The organism is Paenarthrobacter sp. AB444 (assembly GCF_028736865.1).
Taxonomy (GTDB): domain Bacteria; phylum Actinomycetota; class Actinomycetes; order Actinomycetales; family Micrococcaceae; genus Arthrobacter; species Arthrobacter nicotinovorans_B.
Genome location: NZ_JAQZBY010000001.1, coordinates 47443 through 68445, shown reverse-complemented (window position 1 = coordinate 68445; position 21003 = coordinate 47443). Strand labels below are relative to the sequence as shown.

General features: G+C 63.2%; 18 protein-coding genes. 17 read left to right on the top strand and 1 reads right to left on the bottom strand.

The genetic code is table 11. The features are described 5' to 3' along the window. Positions 1 to 29 precede the first annotated feature (29 nt). Entirely contained in the window at positions 30 to 935 is a 906-nt protein-coding gene (locus PQ627_RS00325) for a PAC2 family protein (RefSeq protein WP_144658842.1), read from the bottom strand. A gap of 30 nt (positions 936 to 965) precedes the next feature. Between PQ627_RS00325 and PQ627_RS00320 the strand changes: the two genes are divergently transcribed. The 17 genes from PQ627_RS00320 to PQ627_RS00240 all read left to right on the top strand — a co-directional run bounded on the left by PQ627_RS00320 (position 966) and on the right by PQ627_RS00240 (position 20851). Further along, entirely contained in the window at positions 966 to 1778 is an 813-nt protein-coding gene (locus PQ627_RS00320; RefSeq protein ID WP_373458713.1) for an HAD family hydrolase, read from the top strand. Beyond that, entirely contained in the window at positions 1779 to 2942 is a 1164-nt protein-coding gene (locus PQ627_RS00315; RefSeq protein ID WP_144658844.1) for a site-2 protease family protein, read from the top strand. A 113-nt stretch (positions 2943 to 3055) separates the two neighbouring features. Next, on the top strand, positions 3056 to 4120 hold the full coding sequence (locus PQ627_RS00310) for a tRNA (adenine-N1)-methyltransferase (protein ID WP_144658845.1): 1065 nt from the start codon (positions 3056 to 3058) through the stop codon (positions 4118 to 4120). A gap of 96 nt (positions 4121 to 4216) precedes the next feature. Next, complete coding sequence (gene arc, locus PQ627_RS00305; RefSeq protein WP_274257721.1) at positions 4217 to 6025, top strand: proteasome ATPase; 1809 nt, start codon at positions 4217 to 4219, stop codon at positions 6023 to 6025. A gap of 50 nt (positions 6026 to 6075) precedes the next feature. After that, positions 6076 to 7695, top strand: a complete 1620-nt coding sequence (dop, locus tag PQ627_RS00300; RefSeq protein WP_274258313.1) for a depupylase/deamidase Dop — start codon at positions 6076 to 6078, stop codon at positions 7693 to 7695. Positions 7696 to 7815: 120 nt separating this feature from the next. Next, complete coding sequence (locus PQ627_RS00295) at positions 7816 to 8019, top strand: ubiquitin-like protein Pup (RefSeq protein WP_274257720.1); 204 nt, start codon at positions 7816 to 7818, stop codon at positions 8017 to 8019. A gap of 79 nt (positions 8020 to 8098) precedes the next feature. Beyond that, the gene (gene prcB, locus PQ627_RS00290) at positions 8099 to 8908 is read left to right on the top strand and encodes a proteasome subunit beta (protein WP_274257719.1); all 810 of its coding nucleotides are present in this window, start codon (positions 8099 to 8101) and stop codon (positions 8906 to 8908) included. Position 8909: 1 nt separating this feature from the next. Further along, positions 8910 to 9617 carry a proteasome subunit alpha gene (prcA, locus tag PQ627_RS00285; RefSeq protein WP_144658848.1) on the top strand — a complete coding sequence of 236 codons (708 nt, stop codon included), beginning with the start codon at positions 8910 to 8912 and terminating at the stop codon, positions 9615 to 9617. A 1-nt stretch (position 9618) separates the two neighbouring features. Continuing rightward, a complete protein-coding gene (gene pafA / locus PQ627_RS00280) occupies positions 9619 to 10983 on the top strand; it encodes a Pup--protein ligase (protein WP_274257718.1) in 1365 nt (454 codons plus the stop codon). Between the two features lie 128 nt (positions 10984 to 11111). Further along, positions 11112 to 12035 (top strand): FKBP-type peptidyl-prolyl cis-trans isomerase, encoded by a 924-nt coding sequence (locus PQ627_RS00275; protein WP_144658850.1) that lies wholly within the window; start codon positions 11112 to 11114, stop codon positions 12033 to 12035. 75 nt (positions 12036 to 12110) lie between these two features. Then, positions 12111 to 12506, top strand: a complete 396-nt coding sequence (locus PQ627_RS00270; protein ID WP_144658851.1) for an FKBP-type peptidyl-prolyl cis-trans isomerase — start codon at positions 12111 to 12113, stop codon at positions 12504 to 12506. Positions 12507 to 12602: 96 nt separating this feature from the next. Continuing rightward, on the top strand, positions 12603 to 14621 hold the full coding sequence (locus PQ627_RS00265) for a helix-turn-helix transcriptional regulator (RefSeq protein ID WP_274257717.1): 2019 nt from the start codon (positions 12603 to 12605) through the stop codon (positions 14619 to 14621). A gap of 9 nt (positions 14622 to 14630) precedes the next feature. Beyond that, the gene (locus tag PQ627_RS00260; protein WP_274257715.1) at positions 14631 to 14981 is read left to right on the top strand and encodes a hypothetical protein; all 351 of its coding nucleotides are present in this window, start codon (positions 14631 to 14633) and stop codon (positions 14979 to 14981) included. A gap of 36 nt (positions 14982 to 15017) precedes the next feature. Beyond that, positions 15018 to 15302 (top strand): Sec-independent protein translocase subunit TatA, encoded by a 285-nt coding sequence (gene tatA, locus PQ627_RS00255; RefSeq protein WP_144658854.1) that lies wholly within the window; start codon positions 15018 to 15020, stop codon positions 15300 to 15302. A 6-nt stretch (positions 15303 to 15308) separates the two neighbouring features. Continuing rightward, positions 15309 to 16145, top strand: a complete 837-nt coding sequence (gene tatC, locus PQ627_RS00250) for a twin-arginine translocase subunit TatC (protein ID WP_144658855.1) — start codon at positions 15309 to 15311, stop codon at positions 16143 to 16145. 24 nt (positions 16146 to 16169) lie between these two features. Then, complete coding sequence (locus PQ627_RS00245) at positions 16170 to 19136, top strand: DEAD/DEAH box helicase (RefSeq protein ID WP_274257711.1); 2967 nt, start codon at positions 16170 to 16172, stop codon at positions 19134 to 19136. A gap of 56 nt (positions 19137 to 19192) precedes the next feature. Continuing rightward, positions 19193 to 20851: an amidohydrolase gene (locus PQ627_RS00240; protein WP_274257709.1), complete on the top strand. Its 1659-nt coding sequence runs from the start codon at positions 19193 to 19195 to the stop codon at positions 20849 to 20851. Positions 20852 to 21003 lie beyond the last annotated feature (152 nt).

Here is a 21003-nt window from a genome sequence, read left to right as displayed (position 1 = left end):
GCCGTTTGCCGTTTTCGGACGTCTGGGTCCTACGGACGCTCCTTGCCGCGCCGCTTCAGGTACCGCTCGAATTCCCGGGCAATGGATTCACCCGAGGCCTCCGGGAGGTCTGCCGTGTCCTTGGCTTCTTCGAGTTGACGCACATAGGCAGCAATTTCCGGGTCCTCCGTGGCGAGCTCATCCACTCCGCGTTCCCAAGCTTCAGACTCTTCAGCGAGGGCATGGCTGTCCAGGGGCACCTGAAGCAGGTCCTCGATCTTGTGCAGGATGGCGAGCTGGGCCTTGGGGGAGGGCGGCTGCGCTACGTAGTGGGGAACAGCGGCCCAGAGTGAGACCGTGGGCAGGCCCGCCAAAAGGGCGAATTCGGCCAGGACCCCGACGATTCCCACGGGCCCTTCGTATTGCGAGGCTTCCAGATTGAGCCGTTCCCGCAAGCCGTTGTCCTCCGTGGTGGTGCTGACCGGAATAGGACGGCTGTGCGGAACATCGGCCAGCAAAGCGCCAACCAGAATGACGGAATCCACCTTGAGGGCTTCGGCATGGACCAGAAGCTCGGTGGTGTAGGCACGCCAGCGGTAAGACGGTTCCGTGCCGAGGACAAAAACCACATCCACGTTGCTGTCCGGAACGGCGGCTTTGTAGATCCGGGTGGAGGGCCACTTCACTTTCCGGGCACCGGAGGAGGTGCGCCGCACGGTGGGCCTGGTGAACTGGAAATCGTAATATTCCTCGGCATCCACGGTGGCGACTTTCTTGCCGTCCCATAGCTTGTTCAGGTAGTGCAGGGCATCGCTGGCTGCTTCACCGGCGTCGTTCCAGCCCTCAAAGGCGGCGATCATTACGGTGACGCGCTGTCCTTCCGCGGGTTCCTTGAGGAAACGCTCGGGCTCCACGGTGATGTCCTGCCCTTCGGGGGTCCCGTCCACACTGTTCATCCACTCACCCTACGTCCAAGACCCTGATGGATGCATGGCATTTCGCCTCAACGCGTGTCCCATATTCGCCCACAGCACAATGCCGGGACCGTGGGCCATCAGGTTCCACGTAGACTGGAAACCATGCATTCAACACCCAGCCAGCCCCTCCTCAAAGCCGTGCTCTGGGATATGGATGGCACACTCGTGGACACCGAACCCTATTGGATCGCGGCCGAGCGCGCCCTGGTGGAAGCACATGGAGGCAGCTGGAGCCACCAGCAGGCCATGCAGTTGGTGGGCCAGTCCTTGCTTCACTCCGCGGCTGTCCTGCAGCGGGCCGGAGTCAAACTCGAGGCCCGCGAAATCGTGGATACTTTGAGCGCACAGGTCATTGCCCGGGTCCGCCAGGAAGTCCCCTGGCGCCCTGGAGCCCGCGAGCTGCTGGATGAACTCCACGCGGCAGGCATCCGCTGCGCCCTGGTAACCATGTCGGAAGGTCCGCTCGCGGGAGTGGTGGTTGAAAGCCTCCCCAAGCCGTATTTCGAGTTCATGGTCACCGGCGACACCGTCACCCACGGAAAGCCCCACCCGGAGGCTTACCTCACCGCGGTGGAACGGCTGAAGCTGGACGACCCGACCCTGACCATCGACCATTGCGTCGCCCTGGAAGACTCCGTGCCCGGCGCTACGGCCGCCATGGCCGCAGGCGTGGTCACTGTCGGCATTCCGCACCAGGTACCGCTGCCCGAGGACCACCGCATGATCCTGTGGGACACCTTGGTTGGCCGGACGGCTGCCGACGTTGGCCGGTTGGTCGATCACCGCTTTCCGGCGCTCGACCTCGTTGAAGGGGCCAACTAGGTGAGCAGTTCCCCCGCACCCCATCACGTCGCGTCGAAAAGGGAAGGCATCCCGCTGGGGAAGATAGCGGGCGTGCCCGTCTACCTGGCGTACTCCTGGTTCGTGATCGCCGCGATCACGGTGGTTTTCTACGGCCCCGTTATCATCGACAGGTTTCCTGGCATTGGCAACTGGGGATACTTGGCCGGCCTCGCCGTCGCCTTGCTGCTGGCCGTCTCAGTCCTCCTGCACGAGATCGCCCATGCACTCAGTGCCAGGGCCTTTGGCTGGCCCACCGAGAAAATCGTGCTGAACCTGTGGGGTGGCCACACCCAGTTCGAGAACTTCACCGCCTCGCCCGGCCGCTCGGTCATCGTTGCCCTCGCCGGGCCCGCGTCGAACTTCGTCATCGCCGGGATTATGTGGGCTGTAACGTCTACGGGAATGCTCAGCGGCATACCGCGGATGCTCGCGGACATCCTGATGCTCGCCAACCTGGTGATCGGTATCTTCAATGTCCTCCCTGGAATGCCTTTGGACGGTGGCCGCCTGGTGGAGTCAGCTGTCTGGAAAGCCACCGGCAGCCAGGACAAGGGAACCATTGCCGCTGGCTGGTCCGGCAGGATCATCGTCGTGGCTTTGGTCATCTGGTTCATCGTTGTGCCGTTCCTCAAGGGCGAATTGCCTGATCCGATGTACACGGTCGTCACCGTTCTGGTCTGCGGCTTCCTCTGGATGAGTGCTTCCAGCTCCATCCACCACGCAAAACTGCGCAGCCGCCTCTACCTGGTGACTGCCGCCGGACTGGCGGACCGCGCCGTCGGTGTGCCGAACTCGGCGACAGTGGCAGATGTCCTGGCCATAGCGCCGGCGGGGAGTCCCGCCGTCGTGATCTGCGGACCTGACGGCAAGCCGCAAGGCGTCGTTGACGGCCCTGCGGTTGCCAGCGTCCCCTTTGAGGCGGCCACGACGACGCCGGTCACCGCGGTTGCCCACGCGCTGGCTGCAGGCGCGTACGTCCCCGAATGGTCCAAGGGCCAGGAGTTGATCCAGTACTTGGCGCAGTTGGAAGGCGGCGAATACGCTGTGGTGGACCACAACGGAGTCGTCACCGGACTGCTCCGCCAGGAAGCCGTAGTGACAGCCATAACAGGTAAGGAACCGCGCAGGAGCGGTCGCGCCTGACCACAGGACCGGTAGAGTTACATGCCGGCCGTCTTGGCAGAAACCCCATGCCGCCGGCGCCCAGCAGCCAGCAACACGCAGCGGCCCAGCCGTACAAGAGCGAGGAACACCACATGAACCGCGAAACCGCCGCCCCCGAGGCAAGCGCCAGCCCGGACGAGGCAGCCTCAGGCTCCACTGTGCAGCCAACGGGCGCTGCACGGCGTCGCGGGCCCTTTCGTGTGGGAGAGCGGGTCCAACTCACGGACGAGCGCGGGCGAATGAACACGATCATGCTGGAAGTGGGCGGCGCGTTCCATACGCACCGTGGATTCCTGAACCACGACGAAATCATCGGCAAGGTCGACGGTTCCGTGGTGAGCAACAATGTTGGCCAGCAGTACCAGACGCTGCGCCCCCTGTTGTCCGACTTCGTGTTGTCCATGCCCCGTGGTGCCGCCGTTGTCTACCCCAAGGACGCGGCCCAGATCGTTACCATGGCAGACATCTTCCCGGGTGCCCGCGTTGTGGAAGCAGGCGTCGGATCAGGCGCACTGTCCATTTCGCTGCTCCGTGCCGTAGGCGACGGCGGTTACCTGCACTCCTTCGAGCGCCGCGAAGAGTTCGCTGACATCGCCCGCGGCAACGTCGAAACCATTTTCGGTGGACCACACCCGGCGTGGCAGATCTCCTTGGGCGACTTCCAGGAGGAAGTCGTCAAGGCTGAGGCCCCCGGCTCTGTGGACCGTGTGGTCCTGGACATGCTGGCTCCTTGGGAATGCCTCGACGCCGTTGCCACGGTCTTGGCGCCGGGGGGCGTGTGGATCAACTATGTCGCCACAGTGACCCAGTTGTCGCGCACGGCAGAAGCAATCCGCGCCGACGGCCGCTTCACGGAGCCGGACGCCTGGGAGTCGATGGTCCGCGGCTGGCACCTGGAGGGCCTCGCCGTCCGGCCCGACCACCGCATGGTTGCCCACACCGGCTTCTTGCTGGTGACCCGGCGTTTGGCCGATGGCGTCACCGGCATTTCCGTAAAACGGCGTCCTTCCAAGACAGAATTCAGCGAAGAGGACCTCAACGCCTGGACCCCCGGCGCAGTGGGGGAGCGTTCAGTCTCGGACAAGAAGCTGCGCCGCGCCGCCCGTGACGCCATTGCCGGAACCAACGTCCAGGACGAACCCCCGGTCACAAACTGAAAAGGTCACAATAGGGTCCGCATTCCGGATGTCACCGGGCACCCTGGGCTTTTCGGGACTAAGGTCTTGTTAAGCGCAGGAAGGGGCTGATGAATCGTGGATACGCCAAACAACGACCTTGGACGGCCGACACCGGAGGACGCAAACGCAGCGGCAGAGGAAAGGGCGGGCCGGGGTATCGCCCCAGTTCAGCCGCCTGAACCCTCGACTGACCTGACTGTTGCCGAACGGCAGATCAACATCCTTCGGGACAAGCTCCGCCACATCGACCGCCAGCTGGCAGCCGCTACCCAGAACAACAGCAAGCTCGTGAGCATGCTGGAAACCGCCAAGGCCGAGATCCTTCGCCTGAAGGGGGCTTTGGAGCAGGAAGGGCAGCCGCCCTACAGTTTCGGGACCGTACTCCAGGTCAACCCCCGCAGGCAGCCGGCACCGGGAAGCTCCGGGCAGGCCGCAACAGAAGAGTCAGTGGACATCTTCAACGCTGGTCGGAAGATGCGCGTGGGCGTCAGCCCCCTGGTCAACGTCAACCAACTCGCAGTAGGGCAGGAGGTACTGCTCAACGAGGCCCTCCTCATCGTGGCAGGACTTGGCTACGAGCGGGCCGGCGAACTGGTCACGTTGAAGGAAATGCTCGGCAGGGACCGTGCACTGGTAGTCGGCCGCGCCGATGAAGAACGGGTGGTCCGGCTCTCCGGAGCCCTCCAGGAGCTCCACCTCAAGGTCGGCGACGCGCTGTCCCTGGATTCACGGACCGGGTACGCCTTGGAGAAGGTTCCCCGCGCCGAAGTGGAAAACCTGGTCCTTGAGGAAGTTCCGGACATCACCTACCAGGACATTGGCGGCCTCGGTCCGCAGATCGAACAAATCCGCGACGCCGTGGAACTGCCTTTCCTGCATCCGGACCTCTACCGCGAACACGGACTGAAGGCTCCCAAGGGCATCCTGTTGTACGGTCCTCCGGGCTGCGGCAAGACCCTGATCGCCAAGGCCGTTGCGAACTCCCTCGCTGCCCGGGCCGCTGAACGCGCCGGCAACACCGATCTCAAGAGCTACTTCCTGAACATCAAGGGTCCCGAGCTCCTGGACAAGTACGTGGGCGAAACCGAGCGGCATATCCGGTTGATCTTCGCGCGGGCCCGTGAAAAGGCCTCGGACGGCAGCCCCGTGGTTGTCTTCTTCGACGAAATGGACTCGCTTTTCCGGACCCGCGGTACAGGTGTCTCGTCCGACGTCGAAACCACCATCGTGCCCCAGCTGCTCAGCGAGATCGACGGCGTGGAGCGCCTGGACAACGTGATTGTCATCGGTGCATCAAACCGGGAAGACATGATTGATCCTGCGATCCTCCGACCAGGGCGCCTTGATGTGAAAGTCAAGATCCAACGGCCCGACGCCGAAGCCGCAGCGGACATTTTCGCCAAATACATCACCACTGACCTGCCGTTCCACGCACAGGACCTGGCGGAGTACGGCGGAGACGTCCAGGCAACGGTGGATGCCATGGTCCAGCGGACCGTGGAAGCGATGTACTCCACCGAGAAATCCAACGAGTACCTTGAAGTCACCTACGCCAACGGCGACACGGAGATGCTGTACTTCAAGGATTTCAATTCCGGTGCTGTGGTGCAGAACGTCGTGGACCGCGCCAAGAAGTACGCCATCAAGGATCTGTTGACCAACCAGCAAAAGGGCCTCCGGATCGAGCACCTGCTGCGGGCTGTGGTGGATGAGTTCCGGGAGCACGAGGACATGCCGAACACCACCAATCCGGACGATTGGGCCCGGATCTCAGGCAAGAAGGGTGAACGGATCACCTACATCCGGACCATCGTCCAAGGCAAGGCCGGGCAGGAACCTGGCAAGTCCATCGAGACCACCGCGAACACGGGCCAGTACCTGTGACAGCAAGACCCGAAGGTACACCCGCAGAGAAATTGCCCGCCGGCGGAGCGATGCGCGTCATGGGCTCGGAAACTGAATACGGTATCCACGCGCCGTCCGCACCGGGTGCCAATGCCACCATGATGTCCGCGAGGATCATCCAGGCATATGCCGCCGTCACGCGGCAGCGTGCCGCCGGCGGCGCCGAGACGCGGTGGGATTACACGGACGAAGAACCGCTCCACGACGCCCGCGGCTGGACTGTGGACAGGGCGGCGGCGGATCCAAGCCAACTCACGGACCAGCCTCCGGTCCTCGACGCCGAAGCCGTCGCCTTGGCATACGGCCGCCAGGAACTGGAGCTTGATGGCGCGGACGAGTCAGGATCGCTCCTGATGAACATGGTCCTCGGCAACGGGGCCCGCCTTTACGTCGACCATGCCCATCCGGAGTATTCCAGTCCGGAAGTTACCAATCCCCGGGATGCGGTTGCCTGGGACGCCGCGGGTGACCTCGTGGCCCTTGCCACTGTCCGGAAGGTGGCCCCAGACACCAGTTTGCCTGCCATCAACCTGTATAAGAACAACACCGATAACAAGTCGGTGTCTTATGGTTCCCATGAGAACTACCTCATGCCCCGTTCGGTGCCCTTTGGTGACATCATTCGCGGCTTGACCCCGTTCTTCGTGTCCCGTCAGGTGGTCTGCGGTGCGGGCCGGGTGGGGTTGGGACAGGACAGTTCGACGCCCGGATACCAGATCAGCCAGCGGGCGGACTTCTTTGAAGCGGAAGTGGGGCTGGAGACGACCATCCGCCGCCCCATCATCAACACCCGGGACGAACCCCATGCAACGGCGGACAAGTACCGCCGCTTGCACGTGATCATTGGGGACGCCAACCTCAGCCAGGCTTCCAATTACCTCAAATTCGGAACCACGGCCATGGTCCTGAGCCTCATTGAGGCCGGCCAGGCTCCCAAGATCGAGGTCCACGAGCCGGTCCAGGCCCTTCAAGCCGTCAGCCACGACACCACGCTGACGTCAACGGTTCGGCTGCTCGACGGACGGCGCGTGACAGCCCTGGACCTCCAATGGATGTATTACGAGGCCGCAGCGAAACTGGCCCAGGAAACCGGCGTGGCTGATTCACTCTCCGGAGACGGCCACAGCCACGGGGTTCTGGCCCGTTGGGAATCCACCTTGACCGCGTTGGGGTCCGACGTGATGTCCGCGGCTTCGTCCGTGGAATGGGTGGCGAAGAAGTCGATCCTGGAGGGGTACAGGAACAGGGACGGACTGGGCTGGGACGACGCCCGGCTCGGCCTGGTGGACCTTCAATGGTCCGACATCCGCCCCGAGAAGGGCCTCTACTACAGGCTTCTGTCCAACAACCGCATGCAGCGGGTAGTGGACGACGCCGACATCGCCCGGGCGGTGACGGAACCGCCGTCGGACACCCGCGCGTACTTCCGCGGCAAGTGCGTTTCGAGGTTCGGCAAGGACGTGGTCGGCGCCAGCTGGGACTCTGTGATCTTCGACGTGCCGGGACTGGGCAAACTGCAGCGCGTTCCCACCCGCGAACCGTTGCGCGGGACACGGGCGCTGACCGGGGCGCTCTTCGAACGACACACTGAAGCGGGTCCTTTCCTTGCCGAATTGTTGGGCCAGAATCCGCCGCCGGCACGGGGTTGAGCCGGTGTGCGCCACAGGAATATTCGTACCGCTCCAAAGCCGTACGCGGCGGCCCGCAGCGTGGCAATATGGCAGTAGGAAGTCTCCAAGATCCGGGGACTGACAGTAGGGAGAAAGAAAATGGCAGCTCAGGAGCAGCAACAACCACAGTCACGGGAAACCGAAGCTGAAGTGGACGTCCCGGAGGCTCCGCCTGCAACGCCCGAAGCCCAGGCATCCGAGGCAACGCAGGGAGTGGATGATCTCCTCGACGAAATCGACGGTGTTCTGGAATCGAACGCCGAAGAGTTCGTCAGGGCCTTCGTCCAAAAGGGCGGCCAGTAACCGGCCCACAGCAAGGACCTACCACCCGGACGGCGTGAGGCTGCCGGGCACGTGAACGCAGAGTCGAAGGAGTGCAGCAATGCAGGACCCATCAAACGGCCCCCTGGCCACCCAGGCAACGTCTTCATTCACCGAGCATCTGCAACGCTCGCGTCCTGAACTTCTTCCGTTCAACCAGCAACTGCCCGCCGGCTCCGTACCGGCCTCACCGCATGCCACCACCATCGTGGCGTTGACTTATGCGGGCGGCGTGCTGATGGCAGGCGACCGCCGCGCCACCATGGGCAATGTCATCGCCAGCCGGCACATCGAAAAGGTGTTCCCGGCCGATGAATTCTCGGTGCTCGGCATCGCCGGCACGGCGGGCCTGGCAATCGACATCACGCGCCTTTTCCAAGTTGAGCTCGAACACTACGAAAAGATCGAAGGCACGTTGCTGAGCCTGGTGGGCAAAGCAAACCGCCTGGGTGCCATGATCCGTGGGAACCTGCCCATGGCGATGCAGGGGATGGCAGTCATTCCGCTCTTCGCCGGATTCGACCACGTCAGCGGCGTGGGCCGTTTGTTCTCCTACGACGTCACGGGCGGCCGCTATGAAGAGCAGGAACACCATTCGGTGGGATCGGGTTCGGTCTTCGCCAGGGGCGCGCTGAAAAAGCTGTGGAAACCGAACCTCTCCGAAGAAGACGCGATAGCAGTAGCTGTCGAGGCACTCTACGACGCCGCTGACGACGACTCCGCCACAGGGGGACCGGACCCGGTACGCCAACTCTGGCCAGTGGTTTACACGGTCAACCGCGCAGGAAACCGCAGGGTCCCCGAACGCGACCTTGCAGCCATTGCCGGGGCAATCGTTGAGTCGCGGGCCATCGCCGGACGGGAGGCCTGAGATGACACAGCAGTTCTATGTCTCTCCTGAACAACTGATGAAGGACCGTGCCGACTTCGCGCGGAAAGGCATCGCGCGCGGCCGGTCCGTCGTGGTCATCAGCTGCGCTGACGGCATTGCCCTGATCGCAGAGAATCCGTCACCGTCCCTCCACAAAATCGGCGAAATCTACGACAAGATCGCCTTTGCGGCCGTAGGCAAGTACAACGAGTTCGAAAGCCTGCGGCAGGCGGGCGTCCGCTACGCCGATGTCCGGGGTTATTCCTATGACCGCGAAGACGTCACGGCCCGCGGCCTGGCCAGTGTGTACGCCCAAAGCCTGGGGGCAGTCTTCACAGCTGAACAGAAGCCATTTGAGGTTGAACTGGCGGTGGCCGAGGTCGGGGCGACACGGGAGCAGGACCACCTCTACCGCCTGACGTTCGATGGTTCCATCGCTGACGAGAACGGTTTCGTCGTCATGGGCGGACTGGCGGAGCAGATTTCCGACGTCGTCAGCCGGGCTTGGGAGCCGGATCTCACCCTGCCGGGTGCCATGCGTTTGGCCTTGCGGGCCTTGGCTGCCGACAAGGAGCTCGAAGCCCTGCCGGCTACCGCCGTCGAGGCAGCCGTCCTCTACCGTGCTTCGGAGAGCCACCGCGGATCACGCAGGGCGTTCCGGCGACTGCTGCCCGAGGACATGACCCGGTTGCTCACAGAGGAGGCCTGAGATGGACAAACGCATATTTGGCATCGAAACGGAATTCGGGATTTCCTATTCCAGCCCTGATTCGCGTCCTTTGGCACCTGAGGAAGTGGCCCGCTACCTCTTCAGGAAAGTGGTCAGTTGGGGGAGGTCTTCAAACGTCTTCCTGACCAATGGCTCGCGGCTCTACCTGGACGTAGGTTCCCACCCGGAATACGCCACGGCCGAGTGCGACGACCTTGCCCAACTCATTGCCCACGACAGGGCCGGCGAACTGATTCTCGATGACCTGGTGGACGAGGCCCAAAGCAGGCTGGCCGCCGAGGGCTTCAACGGAACCGTTTACCTTTTCAAGAACAACACGGATTCGGCAGGAAACTCCTACGGGAGCCACGAAAACTACCTGATTCCGCGCCGCGGTGAATTCTCGCGTTTGGCTGAAATCCTGATTCCCTTCCTAGTGACGCGGCAGCTGATCGCAGGGGCCGGAAAGGTGTTGAAGACTCCGCACGGGGCCACCTTCGCTTTCTCCCAACGCGCCGACCACATCTGGGAAGGCGTGTCCTCGGCGACCACGCGTTCGCGGCCCATTATCAATACCAGGGACGAGCCCCACGCTGACGCCGAGTTCTATCGCCGTCTCCACGTCATCGTCGGAGACTCCAACATGTCCGAGACAACGGCCCTGCTCAAAGTCGGTACGGTGGACCTGATTCTGCGGATGATCGAATCGGGCGTGATCATGCGTGACATGCGCATGGAAAACCCCATCCGCAGCATCCGCGAGATCTCGCACGACCTGACGGGCCGGGCCCTGATCCGCCTGGCCAACGGCAGGCAGCTCACGGCCCTCGATATCCAGCGCGAATACCTCACCAAGGTCACTGACTTCGTCGCCACCAACGGAGCACACAATGCCCACGTTCCCTTGATCCTGGATCTGTGGAAGCGCACGCTTGACGCTATTGAAAGCGGCGATACCAGCACCATTGACACCGAGGTTGACTGGGCCATCAAGAAGAAGCTCATGGACGGCTATATGCGACGACACGGGCTTGGCCTCGATTCTCCCCGGATCGCCCAACTGGACCTCACGTACCACGACATCTCGCGGCAACGGGGCCTGTTCTTCCTGCTCCAGGCCAGGGGAGCGGCCCGCCGCCTGGTCACTGAGACCGATGTCAAGGACGCCGTGGACGCGCCTCCACAGACCACCCGCGCCAAGCTCCGTGGCGACTTCGTTCGCCGCGCGCAGGAACTGGGCCGCGACTACACCGTCGACTGGGTCCACCTGAAATTGAATGACCGCGCGCACCAGACCATCCTCTGCAAGGACCCCTTCCGGAGCGAGGACGAAAGGGTGGATGCGCTCCTGGACTCCATGGGCTGATCTGCGCTTTAAGCTGGTTCCCAGCTTGGCGGGCTATTCTGGATAGTGGTCTCTTTCCAGGAGACAACCTGCTTGGAGGCGTCATCCGCTGTTCCGAGTGTCCTTTGCCCCGACGAAAGTGTCTTTTTGTGCGCCGACTCCTAGCAATTCTTCTTCCTGCCCTGCTGCTCATCACCGCGTGCGGGGGAAGCAACGCGGCACCTGAGCCCACCAGCCAGTCCGCAGGTGACATCTCCAAGCTCGACTCCGTGAAAGTGACGGACAACGGCAACGACAAAGCACCTGGCGTTGAATTCTCCAAGCCGCTCAGCGTGTCCGAACCCACCGTCAAGGTGGTCAAGGAGGGTGACGGAGAGCGTGTGAAGGCCGGGCAGACAGCCGAACTCGTCTACGTTGCCGTCGACGGCAACGACGGCAAAACGGTGGAAGACGCCTACGCCAATGGGCCGCAGCCAATTGAACTGACGGACGAACTGAAGTCCGGCAACCAGCAGATCTACAACGCGATCGTTGGTGCCAAGATTGGCTCGCAGATTGCCTTCGCCGCTCCTGGCAACGCTGGAGCTTCGCCCGCGGCTGCCACCCAGCTTGTCGTCTTCAAGCTGCTCTCCGCCAAGGACCCTGCTCCGGTACTGGACAAGCCTGAAGGCGACCCCGTAACTCCTCCCGCCGGACTTCCTACCGTGAAGGAAGACGACAAGGGTATTCCGCAGATCTCCGTTGACGGCGTGGCTGCACCCAAGGAGCTCATCGCCCAGGACCTGATCAAGGGCAAGGGCGCGGCTGTGAAGGCATCAGACACCCTCACAGTCAACTACGTTGGCGTCAACCTCGTAGGCGGAACCAAGTTCGATTCCAGTTACGACCGCGGAAAGCCCGCCAGTTTCCCCCTCACCGGCGTTATCAAGGGCTGGACGCAAGGCCTCGAAGGCAAAACTGTTGGCTCCCGCGTGTTGTTGGTTATTCCGCAGGACCTCGCCTACGGCGCCGCCGGCCAGGGCGAAGCCAAGGGTGACCTTGTCTTCGTCGTGGACATCCTGGGCGTCAAGTAACCCCCATCGCAATCGGCGGGCACTGGCTTAGGCTGGTTCCTGACACCCATCCATCACCCACACCAAGGAGTAACCATGTCATTTGGTCAGCGTGACTTCGACCGCACCAAGCCGGAGATTGACTTCCCTGAAGGTGACGTCCCCACGGACCTCGTCATCACCGACCTCATCGAGGGCACCGGCCGTGAGGCCAAGGCCGGAGACACCGTCTCCACCCACTATGTTGGGGTCGCCTGGTCCACCGGCGAAGAATTCGACGCTTCCTGGGGCCGCGGAGCCCCCCTGGACTTCCGCGTAGGCGTGGGCCAGGTTATCCAGGGGTGGGACCAGGGCCTCCTGGGCATGAAGGTCGGCGGTCGTCGTCGCCTTGAAATCCCCTCGGAGCTTGCCTACGGCTCGCGCGGTGCCGGCGGAGCCATCAAGCCGAACGAAGCCCTGATCTTCGTCGTTGACCTCGTGGCTGTCCGCTAAGGAACAGCTGCCCCGCAAGGCGCGTCACTTCCCGGTAAACCCCGGCTGGTGACGCGCCTTGCTGTTTTCCTCCCGGACTTTAGTAACGTAGCAACCGTGTCCGCATCCCGCACTGAACGACTCCTGAACCTTCTCCTTGCCTTGCTCAATACCAGGGTGGGTCTTTCACGCTCTGTCCTGCGCGAAAAGGTCTACCACGATACCGCCGGAAACGATGTCGCTTTCGGGCGCATGTTCGAGCGTGACAAGGCCGACCTGAAGCAGTTCGGCTTCGAAGTGGAAACCTTGATGGACCCGGGCAGTTTCGGATCGGACGACCCCGCTTCGGCCCGCTACAGGATCGGCAAGGACTCCAACAGGCTTCCGGAAGTTCATCTGACACCCGCGGAGTGCACAGTCCTCCTGCTGGCCGCGCAGTTGTGGGAACGGGCGGCCTTGGGCAACGCCGCAGCCAATGCCGTCCGTAAGCTGCAGGCCGCGGGTGGATTCACCGACGTCGACCTTCCAGCCGGCGTACAGCCCCGTATCAAGCCTGCAGGCCAGGCTTTCGACGACGTCGTTGCAGCCATGCACGGCAGGCATCCTGTCCGCTTCGGATACCTCGCCGTCAGCACCGGGCGCGAGGAAACACGGGAAGTCGAGCCTTGGGGGCTGGGCAGTCGCTTCGGGCAGTGGTACCTGGTGGGCTTTGACAGGGGGAGGGGAGCCAAGCGGATCTTCAGGCTTTCGCGGATGTCCACTGCGCTTACCGTCGTCGCCAGCAGCAGCTTTGAGCCACCGGAGGGCTTCAACGCCCGTGCCGAGCTCGATTCGCTCAACGAACTGCCGGTCCAAAAGGCCGTCCTGGACGTGGACAAGGAGCGCCTGCTGGCACTGCGCAAACGCTCAGTCGACACGGAGCAGTCCCAGATCGACCCGCAAAGGGACCGGATAGCCGTAGACTTCCGCGACCCCGAACAACTCGCCGAAGAGCTGGCCTCCTACGGTCCCCACGTAAAGGTGGCGGAACCGGCAGAGTTGCGGGCCGCCGTCGTACGCCGCCTCAAAGGCGCCCTGGATTTCAACGCGGCGCCCGAGATCGAGGTGGAGTTTCCCGAGGCCGGACGCGCACCGCGCGCCCGCAAGCGCACGTCGGAGGACCAGCTGGCCAGAATGCTGCAGTTGGTACCGTTCCTGGTCCACCACCAGGGCCTGCACATCCAGGAAGTGGCGGACCGTTTCGGTATCTCGCGCAAGGACCTGGTCGACGACCTGAAAATTCTGATCTGCTCGGGGCTTCCGGAAGGCTACCCGGATGACCTCTTGGATATCCAGTGGGAAAACGACCACGTGTACATCTCGGAGCACTTGGACCTGAACCGGCCGGTGCGTTTCAGCGAAGACGAGGCCGCAGCGCTGCTGACCGGTCTTGCGATGCTGGGCGACCTGCCTGCGTTGGCGGGCATGGCAGAGAACGAGTCGGGCAATGCGTTGGAGTCCGTCACGATCAAACTGACCGGTGCAGCCGGCCAGGCAGGCCGATTGGCCGGTTCCGTGGCCGGGCAGTCGGTAGCACCGGAACAATCCGAAGCTTTTGCCACCATCACGCAAGCCATCAGGGACAACCAACAGCTGCGGCTGCGTTATTTGTCCCTGCAACGCGACGAAGTGACCGAACGGGATGTCGACCCACTGCGGCTCTACTCGATGGACAACATCTGGTACTTCGAGGCGTACTGTCACAGCAAGGCAGGGATCCGGAACTTCCGGCTGGACAGGGTTGAGGCGCTGGAACCGAACGGCCGTGCGTCCTCAGGCCAGGCCGCAACGGGCCAGGACTTTCCGGCGCGCTTGTTCACCCCCGGCGACGACGACGTCGTGGTGGTCCTGCAGTTGACCCGCCAGGGCGCCGGGCTTGCGGATGACTACTACGCCGAGCGTACGGCCCAACTGCCCGACGGCGGCTTGCTCGCCGAAGTGCGGTTCGGCGACGCCGGCTGGCTGCCCATGTTTGTGTCACAGCACGGCGGTACGGTCCGGATCCTGCAGCCCGGCTCCCTGCGGAACGAGGCCGCGGCTTGGTTAGGGGCTGCGCTGGCACAGTACGACGATGCTTCCGGCGCCCAGGCTGGCTAGACTACTCAGATGCCTTGGTGGTTTTGGATCCTGCTGTGGATCGCACTCGTAGCTCTTGCCCTGCTCCTGCACCTGACCTTGGGTTATCGCTTGTTCAGGAAATTCATGACAACTGTTCATGAACTGGGCGACGCCGGGAAACGTTTCAGCAACCTTTCTCCTGTCGTGGAAACCTCCGATGTGGACGTAGCGGAGGGGCGCCCCGAACCGGGGTCCGCGATTTTTGCCTCACCGGATCAGATGCGTCATGATTACCTGACGGCCAAAGCCTTCCGGCAGGAAGTTCGCCGCCAGAAGCGCGTCCAGCGCAAAGCGGAGCGGGGTCAGCCACAATCCCTGCACGACATTGAATTCAGTTAGACGTAGGATGTATCCAAAAGGAAAGGACCTCCCCACATGAGGCTTGAAGGCTGGCATCTCATCATCATCATCGTTCTGGCTCTGGTGCTTTTTGCAGCACCGAAGCTGCCGTCCATGGCGCGCAGCATTGGACAGTCGATGCGTATTTTCAAGTCTGAGGTCCGGGAAATGAAGAAGGACGGTTCTTCCGAGACGAAGGACTCCCAGAACGGTTCGGACCCCGTTGAAGGCAAGGTTGTTGGCCACCCCGACGCCACGACCCCCGACATGAAGGCCCGGAACACCGGCGAGACTGACGTTCCGCCTTCCAACCGCGTCTAAAGAGAAGTGGTAGAGACGAAGGGGCGAAAGGCCAACCCCGAAGCCCGGATGGCGCTCCTTGACCATCTCAAGGAGCTGAAGAACCGGCTCTTCAAGGCTGCAATCGGCGTCATCCTCGGGACAGTGGTGGGCTTCATCGTCTACCAGCCGCTCCTGGAGGCCCTGATCAAACCGATCAAGGACCTCAATGAAAAAGAGGGTCGCGCCGCCACGCTGAACTTTGACGGCGTGGCAAGTTCGTTCGACCTCATGGTTCAGGTCTCCGTCTTCCTCGGGGTGTTGCTTTCAAGCCCCGTGTGGATTTACCAGCTCTGGGCTTTCATCGTTCCCGGATTGCACAAGAAAGAACGCCGCCTCGCATTGTCCTTCGTAGCTGCGGCTGTCCCGCTGTTCATCGGAGGCGTCCTTCTCGCCTGGCTTGTCCTGCCCAACGCGGTGCGTGTGCTGACGGACTTCACCCCCGTGGGTGGCTCAAACTTCATCAGCGCCGAAATCTACCTGGCCTTTGTCCTTCGGCTCCTCCTGGCCTTCGGCATTGCCTTCCTGGTACCCGTGGTACTCGTCGGCCTGAACCTCGCCGGCATCGTCAAAGGCAAGCAGCTGGTCAAGAGCTGGCGCATCACCATTTTCCTGGTCTGCTTGTTCGCTGCCATGGCCGCCCCCGGCGCGGACGCGATGAGCATGTTCTATCTTGCGGCCCCCATGCTGCTGCTCTTCTTCGCGGCCATCGGTGTGTGTCTCCTCAACGACCGTCGTCGTGAACGCCGTGCCATCAAGCGCGCTGCCGAGACGGAGGCCACTGCCGATATCGCCACCCCGGCCGCAGATCTGGAGAATCTCTAGACGTTCGGCCACTAGGCTTGATGCATGTCTTCGTTTTCCGGGTCACCTTCACCATCCGAGCGTTACCAAGCGGCAGCCCGGAGGGCAGCGGAGGCGAAAACCTACCTCGGCTCCTTCGCCGGTTCACTTGACTTCGAACTGGACGACTTCCAACGTGAAGCCTGCAAGTCACTGCAGGAGGGGCGGGGCGTGCTGGTGGCAGCCCCCACCGGCGCCGGAAAGACGATCGTCGGCGAGTTCGCCATCTACTTGGCCCTTCAGCGGGGACTCAAGGCTTTCTACACCACCCCCATCAAGGCCCTGAGCAACCAGAAATTCTCGGAACTGGCAGAGAAGTACGGGGCGGCGAACGTTGGTCTGCTGACAGGCGACACCACCATCAACGGCGATGCGCCGGTAGTGGTGATGACCACAGAAGTCCTGCGGAACATGCTGTACGCCGATTCGGAGACGCTCAGCGATCTCGGCTACGTCGTCATGGACGAGGTCCATTACCTTGCCGACCGTTTCCGCGGAGCCGTCTGGGAAGAAGTCATCATCCACTTGCCCAGCGAAGTGCAGGTGGCATCCCTGAGCGCAACCGTTTCCAACGCCGAAGAGTTCGGTGCCTGGTTGGACACTGTTCGCGGCGATACCGACGTCATTGTTTCTGAACACCGGCCGGTGCCGTTGTGGCAACACGTCATGGTGGGCAGGGAGATCGTGGATCTCTTTGCCGGCGACACCTCTTTCGACGAAATCGCGCCCGTGGCCCCTGGCGCGCAGGAAACCGACGCCCCGGACCTCTCGGAGGCAGCCGAAGTATCCAGCGAGATCAACCCGCGTCGCCGCGTCTCGCCCAAGGGAGCATCCACCCCGAAAGCAAGGCAAGCAGTTACCGGTCCGGAATTCGAAGTCAACCCGGACCTGCTGGCCATGGCACGTTCCGAGAGCCGGATGAACATGGGAGGCAGGTTCGGACATGGCGGCCGGAGCCGCCGTCGTCAGGACCGGCACCGCGACGACCGCCAGCAGTCCGAGCAGCGAAGTCCTGTCCGCAAGGCCAGCCGCCCGCAGGTGATCGAGAGCCTGAGGCGCCAGGATCTGCTTCCGGCCATCACTTTCATCTTCTCGCGTGCCGGATGCGATGCCGCCGTGGCCCAGTGCGCTGCCTCGGGGCTGTGGCTCACCACGGAACGTGAGCAGCAGGTCATCGCCCAACGGGTGGATGAGGCCAGCCATGAGATCCCTGCCGATGATCTGGACGTCCTCGGCTTCTGGGGATGGCGTGACGGCCTGGTCCGGGGCTTTGCCGCCCACCACGCCGGAATGCTGCCTACCTTCAAGGAAGTGGTGGAAAAGCTCTTCGCAGACGGACTGGTCAAGGCCGTCTTTGCCACCGAAACGCTGGCCCTGGGCGTCAACATGCCCGCGCGTTGCGTGGTCCTGGAGAAACTTGAGAAGTTCAACGGCGAAGCCCACGTCAACATCACGGCGGGGGAGTACACCCAGCTGACCGGTCGCGCCGGCCGGCGCGGTATCGACGTCGAGGGCCACGCCGTCGTCCTGTGGCAACCGGGCACGGATCCGGCGGCTGTTGCGGGTCTTGCCTCCAGGCGCACCTACCCCCTGAATTCCAGTTTCAGGCCCACATACAACATGAGCATCAACCTCATCGCCCAGTTCGGCCGGGTGCGGGCCCGTGAAATCCTGGAGTCGTCCTTCGCCCAGTTCCAGGCGGACCGTTCGGTCGTTGGCCTGGCCAGGCAGGTCCGGGGGCGGGAAGAATCCTTGGCCGGGTACGCGAAGTCCATGCAATGCCACCTGGGGGATTTCACCGAGTACGCCAAGCTGCGGCGCGAGCTCAGCGATGCTGAGAACAACGCAGCCCGCGACCACCAACGCGCGCGAAAGTCACGCGTTGCCGACTCCCTCGCGCGGTTGATCCCCGGTGACGTCATCAGCATCTACAGCGGCCGGCTGGCGGGGCATGCGGTGGTACTGGATGTCGACCCGCATGCCCGCGAACCACGTCCTTCAGTGCTGACCCAGGACAACCAGCTGCGCAGGATCGGTGTCCACGACCTCGACGGCCCCGTTTCGCCGGTGACCCGGATCCGGATACCGAAGTCGTTCAACGCCAAGGTTCCCAAGTCCCGCCGCGATCTGGCCTCATCGATGCGCCACGCGGTCAGTGAAGACGCACCGCAGCGCAGGAACAGCAGGCACGAGGACTTCGGTCTGGGGGCCCGGCTGCCGGACCAGGAGAAGAGGATCGCTGACCTCCGCCGTGCCCTGCGGGCACATCCCTGCCACGGCTGCAGCGAACGGGAGGACCATGCTCGTTGGTCCGAGCGCTGGTGGAAGCTGCGCAAGGAGACCGACGGACTGGTCCGCCAGATCCAGGGGCGCACCAACACCATCGCAAAGACGTTCGACCGGGTATGCGAGGTTCTTTCCACCTACGGCTACCTGGAAACAAACGACGCCGGACAGGTCACCATCAGTGCCGACGGACAGCGTCTTCGCCGGATCTACGGCGAGAAGGACTTGTTGATCTCCCAGTCCATCCGCCAGGGAGCCATCAACGACCTTGACGCAGCCGAACTGGCCTCGTTCGCCAGCACACTGGTGTACCAAGCCAAGCGGGAGGACCGTGGGCTTCGCCCGAAGATGCCGACCATATCCCTGGAAACGGCTGTCGATGTGGTTGTCCGGGAATGGTCCCGGCTGGAGGACACCGAGGAACAACACCGCCTCCCTTTGACGGGCGAGCCTGAGCTTGGCCTGATGTGGCCGATGTACAAGTGGGCCAAGGGCCGCCATCTCCAGGACGTGCTCAGCGGAACCGACTTGGCGGCCGGAGATTTCGTCCGTTGGGCCAAGCAGGTGGTGGACCTGCTGGACCAGCTGGCCAAGATCCCACAGCTTGACCCCCGGTTGGGCCGGATCTGCCGGGAGTCCATCGATCTGGTCCGCCGGGGTGTCGTGGCCTACTCGACAGTGGCCTAGCGCGTGACCACCTGTCCCACGAATTATTTGTTGCCCATGCTCAAGGAGCTCACCACATGAACCAGCCCGGCACGCCTGTCGGCCAGCAACACCAAGGATCCGACCGTAAGGTCATCATGTACCGAAACGGATCGATCTATACGGCGGCAGATCCCTTTGCGACCGCCATGGTGGTGGATGGGGACACCGTGGCGTGGGTGGGGTCTGAGCAGGCCGCAACGTCCATTGCGGATTCATCCATGGAGATCATCGATCTCCATGGCGCCCTCCTGGCTCCGGGATTCGTGGATTCGCACGCCCACCTGACGGAAACCGGGTTGGCCCTCGGGGGCCTCCAGCTTGGCACCGTTCGCTCAGCAACAGAACTGCTCGACGCCGTCGCAGCCGCAGGCGGTTCGGGCACCATCCTGGGTCACGGCTGGGATGAAACGACGTGGAACGATCCCACACTGCCCAGCCTTGAAGAGCTCCAGCGCGCAGCAGGGGACCGGCAGGTTTATCTGTCCCGCGTCGATGTCCACTCCGCATTGGTCTCGGCCTCCCTGGTGGCTGCTGCAGGCCTTGACGGCCTCGACGGGTATGCAGGGACGGCCCGAGTGGTGCGGGCGGCGCATTCGGCGGCCCGCCTGCACGCACGACGATTCCCGGAAGCCGAACGGCGCACCTACCAGGAACTGGCTTTGAAGGAGGCCGCCTCCAACGGTTACGTGGCTTTGGCTGAAATGTCGGCGCCGCATATATGCGGGCCGGAGGACCTGCGAATGGCCGCGTCCTGGAACGAGCACTGGGACCACCTGGAAATCCTCCCGTACTGGGGCGAACTGGCGTCCTCGGAGGAGCACGCCCAGGAGATTCTGGGGGCTCTGGGCGCACCTGTCCTGGGCCTTGCGGGCGATCTCAACATGGACGGTTCCATTGGTTCCAGAACGGCTGCGCTGCTGGAGGATTACTCTGATGCCCCCGGACAGCGCGGCAGTCTCTACCTTTCGGTGGACGAGGCCGCCAAACATCTGGCAGCGACGTCGGCCTTGGGCCTGCAGGCCGGCTTCCATGTCATAGGCGACGCCGGACTGGCCGCCGTCCTGGACGCCCTGGATTCCGCGGCGGCCGAGGTAGGGGAGCAGCGCGTCCGCGCAGCCGGCCACAGGCTGGAACACGTGGAGATGGCGGACCAGTTCGCCATTGACAGGCTTGCCAAGTACTCAGTAACCGTCAGCGTCCAGCCCGGCTTTGACGCCGCATGGGGTGCTCCAGGCGGGTTGTATGAACAACGCTTGGGCGATCGCAGCCGCAGCATGAACCCCTTTGCTTCGTTCTATTCCAGTGGTGTGCCCATCGCCTTTGGCAGTGACAGCCCTGTCACTGCACTGCGCCCGTGGTCCAGCGTCCGCTCCTGCCTCGAGCACAGCAACCCCGACCAGCGCATCTCGGCCCGGGCGGCATTCCTGGGCCACACCCGTGCAGGATGGCGGGCCGCCAAGCACCGGAACCCCCTCATGGGGCAGCTGGTTCCCGGGGCTCCGGCCAGCTTCGCCGTCTGGGAAGTCGACGAGCTGATGGTCCAGGTTGCGGACAGCCGGGTCCAGTCGTGGAGCACTGATCCCCGCGCCCGGACACCGCTGCTGCCCGCCCTCGACACGGGGTCGGACCCGCGTTGCCTGCAGACGGTGCACCAGGGCCGTGAGCTCTTTGCCCACGAGTCATTGCGCGTGTAGCCAGGTACCATCCCGGAAGCATCCCGACCACTGTGGCCGGCGCCACAGACGCAAAAGTCCTGGCCGCCGTCGTCCTATAATGGAGAGTTGCGCCAGAACGCCAGCTGCCACGCTGGTCCGGCACACCGACCGCTCCATCAAGGAAAGGCCTC

What these genes read in the sequence shown, in the direction of transcription:
- dop (WP_274258313.1), top strand. Translation starts at nt 6,076, where the DNA reads ATGCGCGTCATGGGCTCGGAAACTGAATACGGTATCCACGCGCCGTCC.
- prcB (WP_274257719.1), top strand. Translation starts at nt 8,099, where the DNA reads ATGCAGGACCCATCAAACGGCCCCCTGGCCACCCAGGCAACGTCTTCA.
- prcA (WP_144658848.1), top strand. Translation starts at nt 8,910, where the DNA reads ATGACACAGCAGTTCTATGTCTCTCCTGAACAACTGATGAAGGACCGT.
- tatA (WP_144658854.1), top strand. Translation starts at nt 15,018, where the DNA reads ATGAGGCTTGAAGGCTGGCATCTCATCATCATCATCGTTCTGGCTCTG.
- PQ627_RS00325 (WP_144658842.1), bottom strand. Translation starts at nt 935, where the DNA reads ATGAACAGTGTGGACGGGACCCCCGAAGGGCAGGACATCACCGTGGAG.
- PQ627_RS00245 (WP_274257711.1), top strand. Translation starts at nt 16,170, where the DNA reads ATGTCTTCGTTTTCCGGGTCACCTTCACCATCCGAGCGTTACCAAGCG.
- PQ627_RS00295 (WP_274257720.1), top strand. Translation starts at nt 7,816, where the DNA reads ATGGCAGCTCAGGAGCAGCAACAACCACAGTCACGGGAAACCGAAGCT.
- PQ627_RS00270 (WP_144658851.1), top strand. Translation starts at nt 12,111, where the DNA reads ATGTCATTTGGTCAGCGTGACTTCGACCGCACCAAGCCGGAGATTGAC.
- PQ627_RS00310 (WP_144658845.1), top strand. Translation starts at nt 3,056, where the DNA reads ATGAACCGCGAAACCGCCGCCCCCGAGGCAAGCGCCAGCCCGGACGAG.
- pafA (WP_274257718.1), top strand. Translation starts at nt 9,619, where the DNA reads ATGGACAAACGCATATTTGGCATCGAAACGGAATTCGGGATTTCCTAT.
- PQ627_RS00240 (WP_274257709.1), top strand. Translation starts at nt 19,193, where the DNA reads ATGAACCAGCCCGGCACGCCTGTCGGCCAGCAACACCAAGGATCCGAC.
- PQ627_RS00320 (WP_373458713.1), top strand. Translation starts at nt 966, where the DNA reads ATGCATGGCATTTCGCCTCAACGCGTGTCCCATATTCGCCCACAGCAC.
- PQ627_RS00260 (WP_274257715.1), top strand. Translation starts at nt 14,631, where the DNA reads ATGCCTTGGTGGTTTTGGATCCTGCTGTGGATCGCACTCGTAGCTCTT.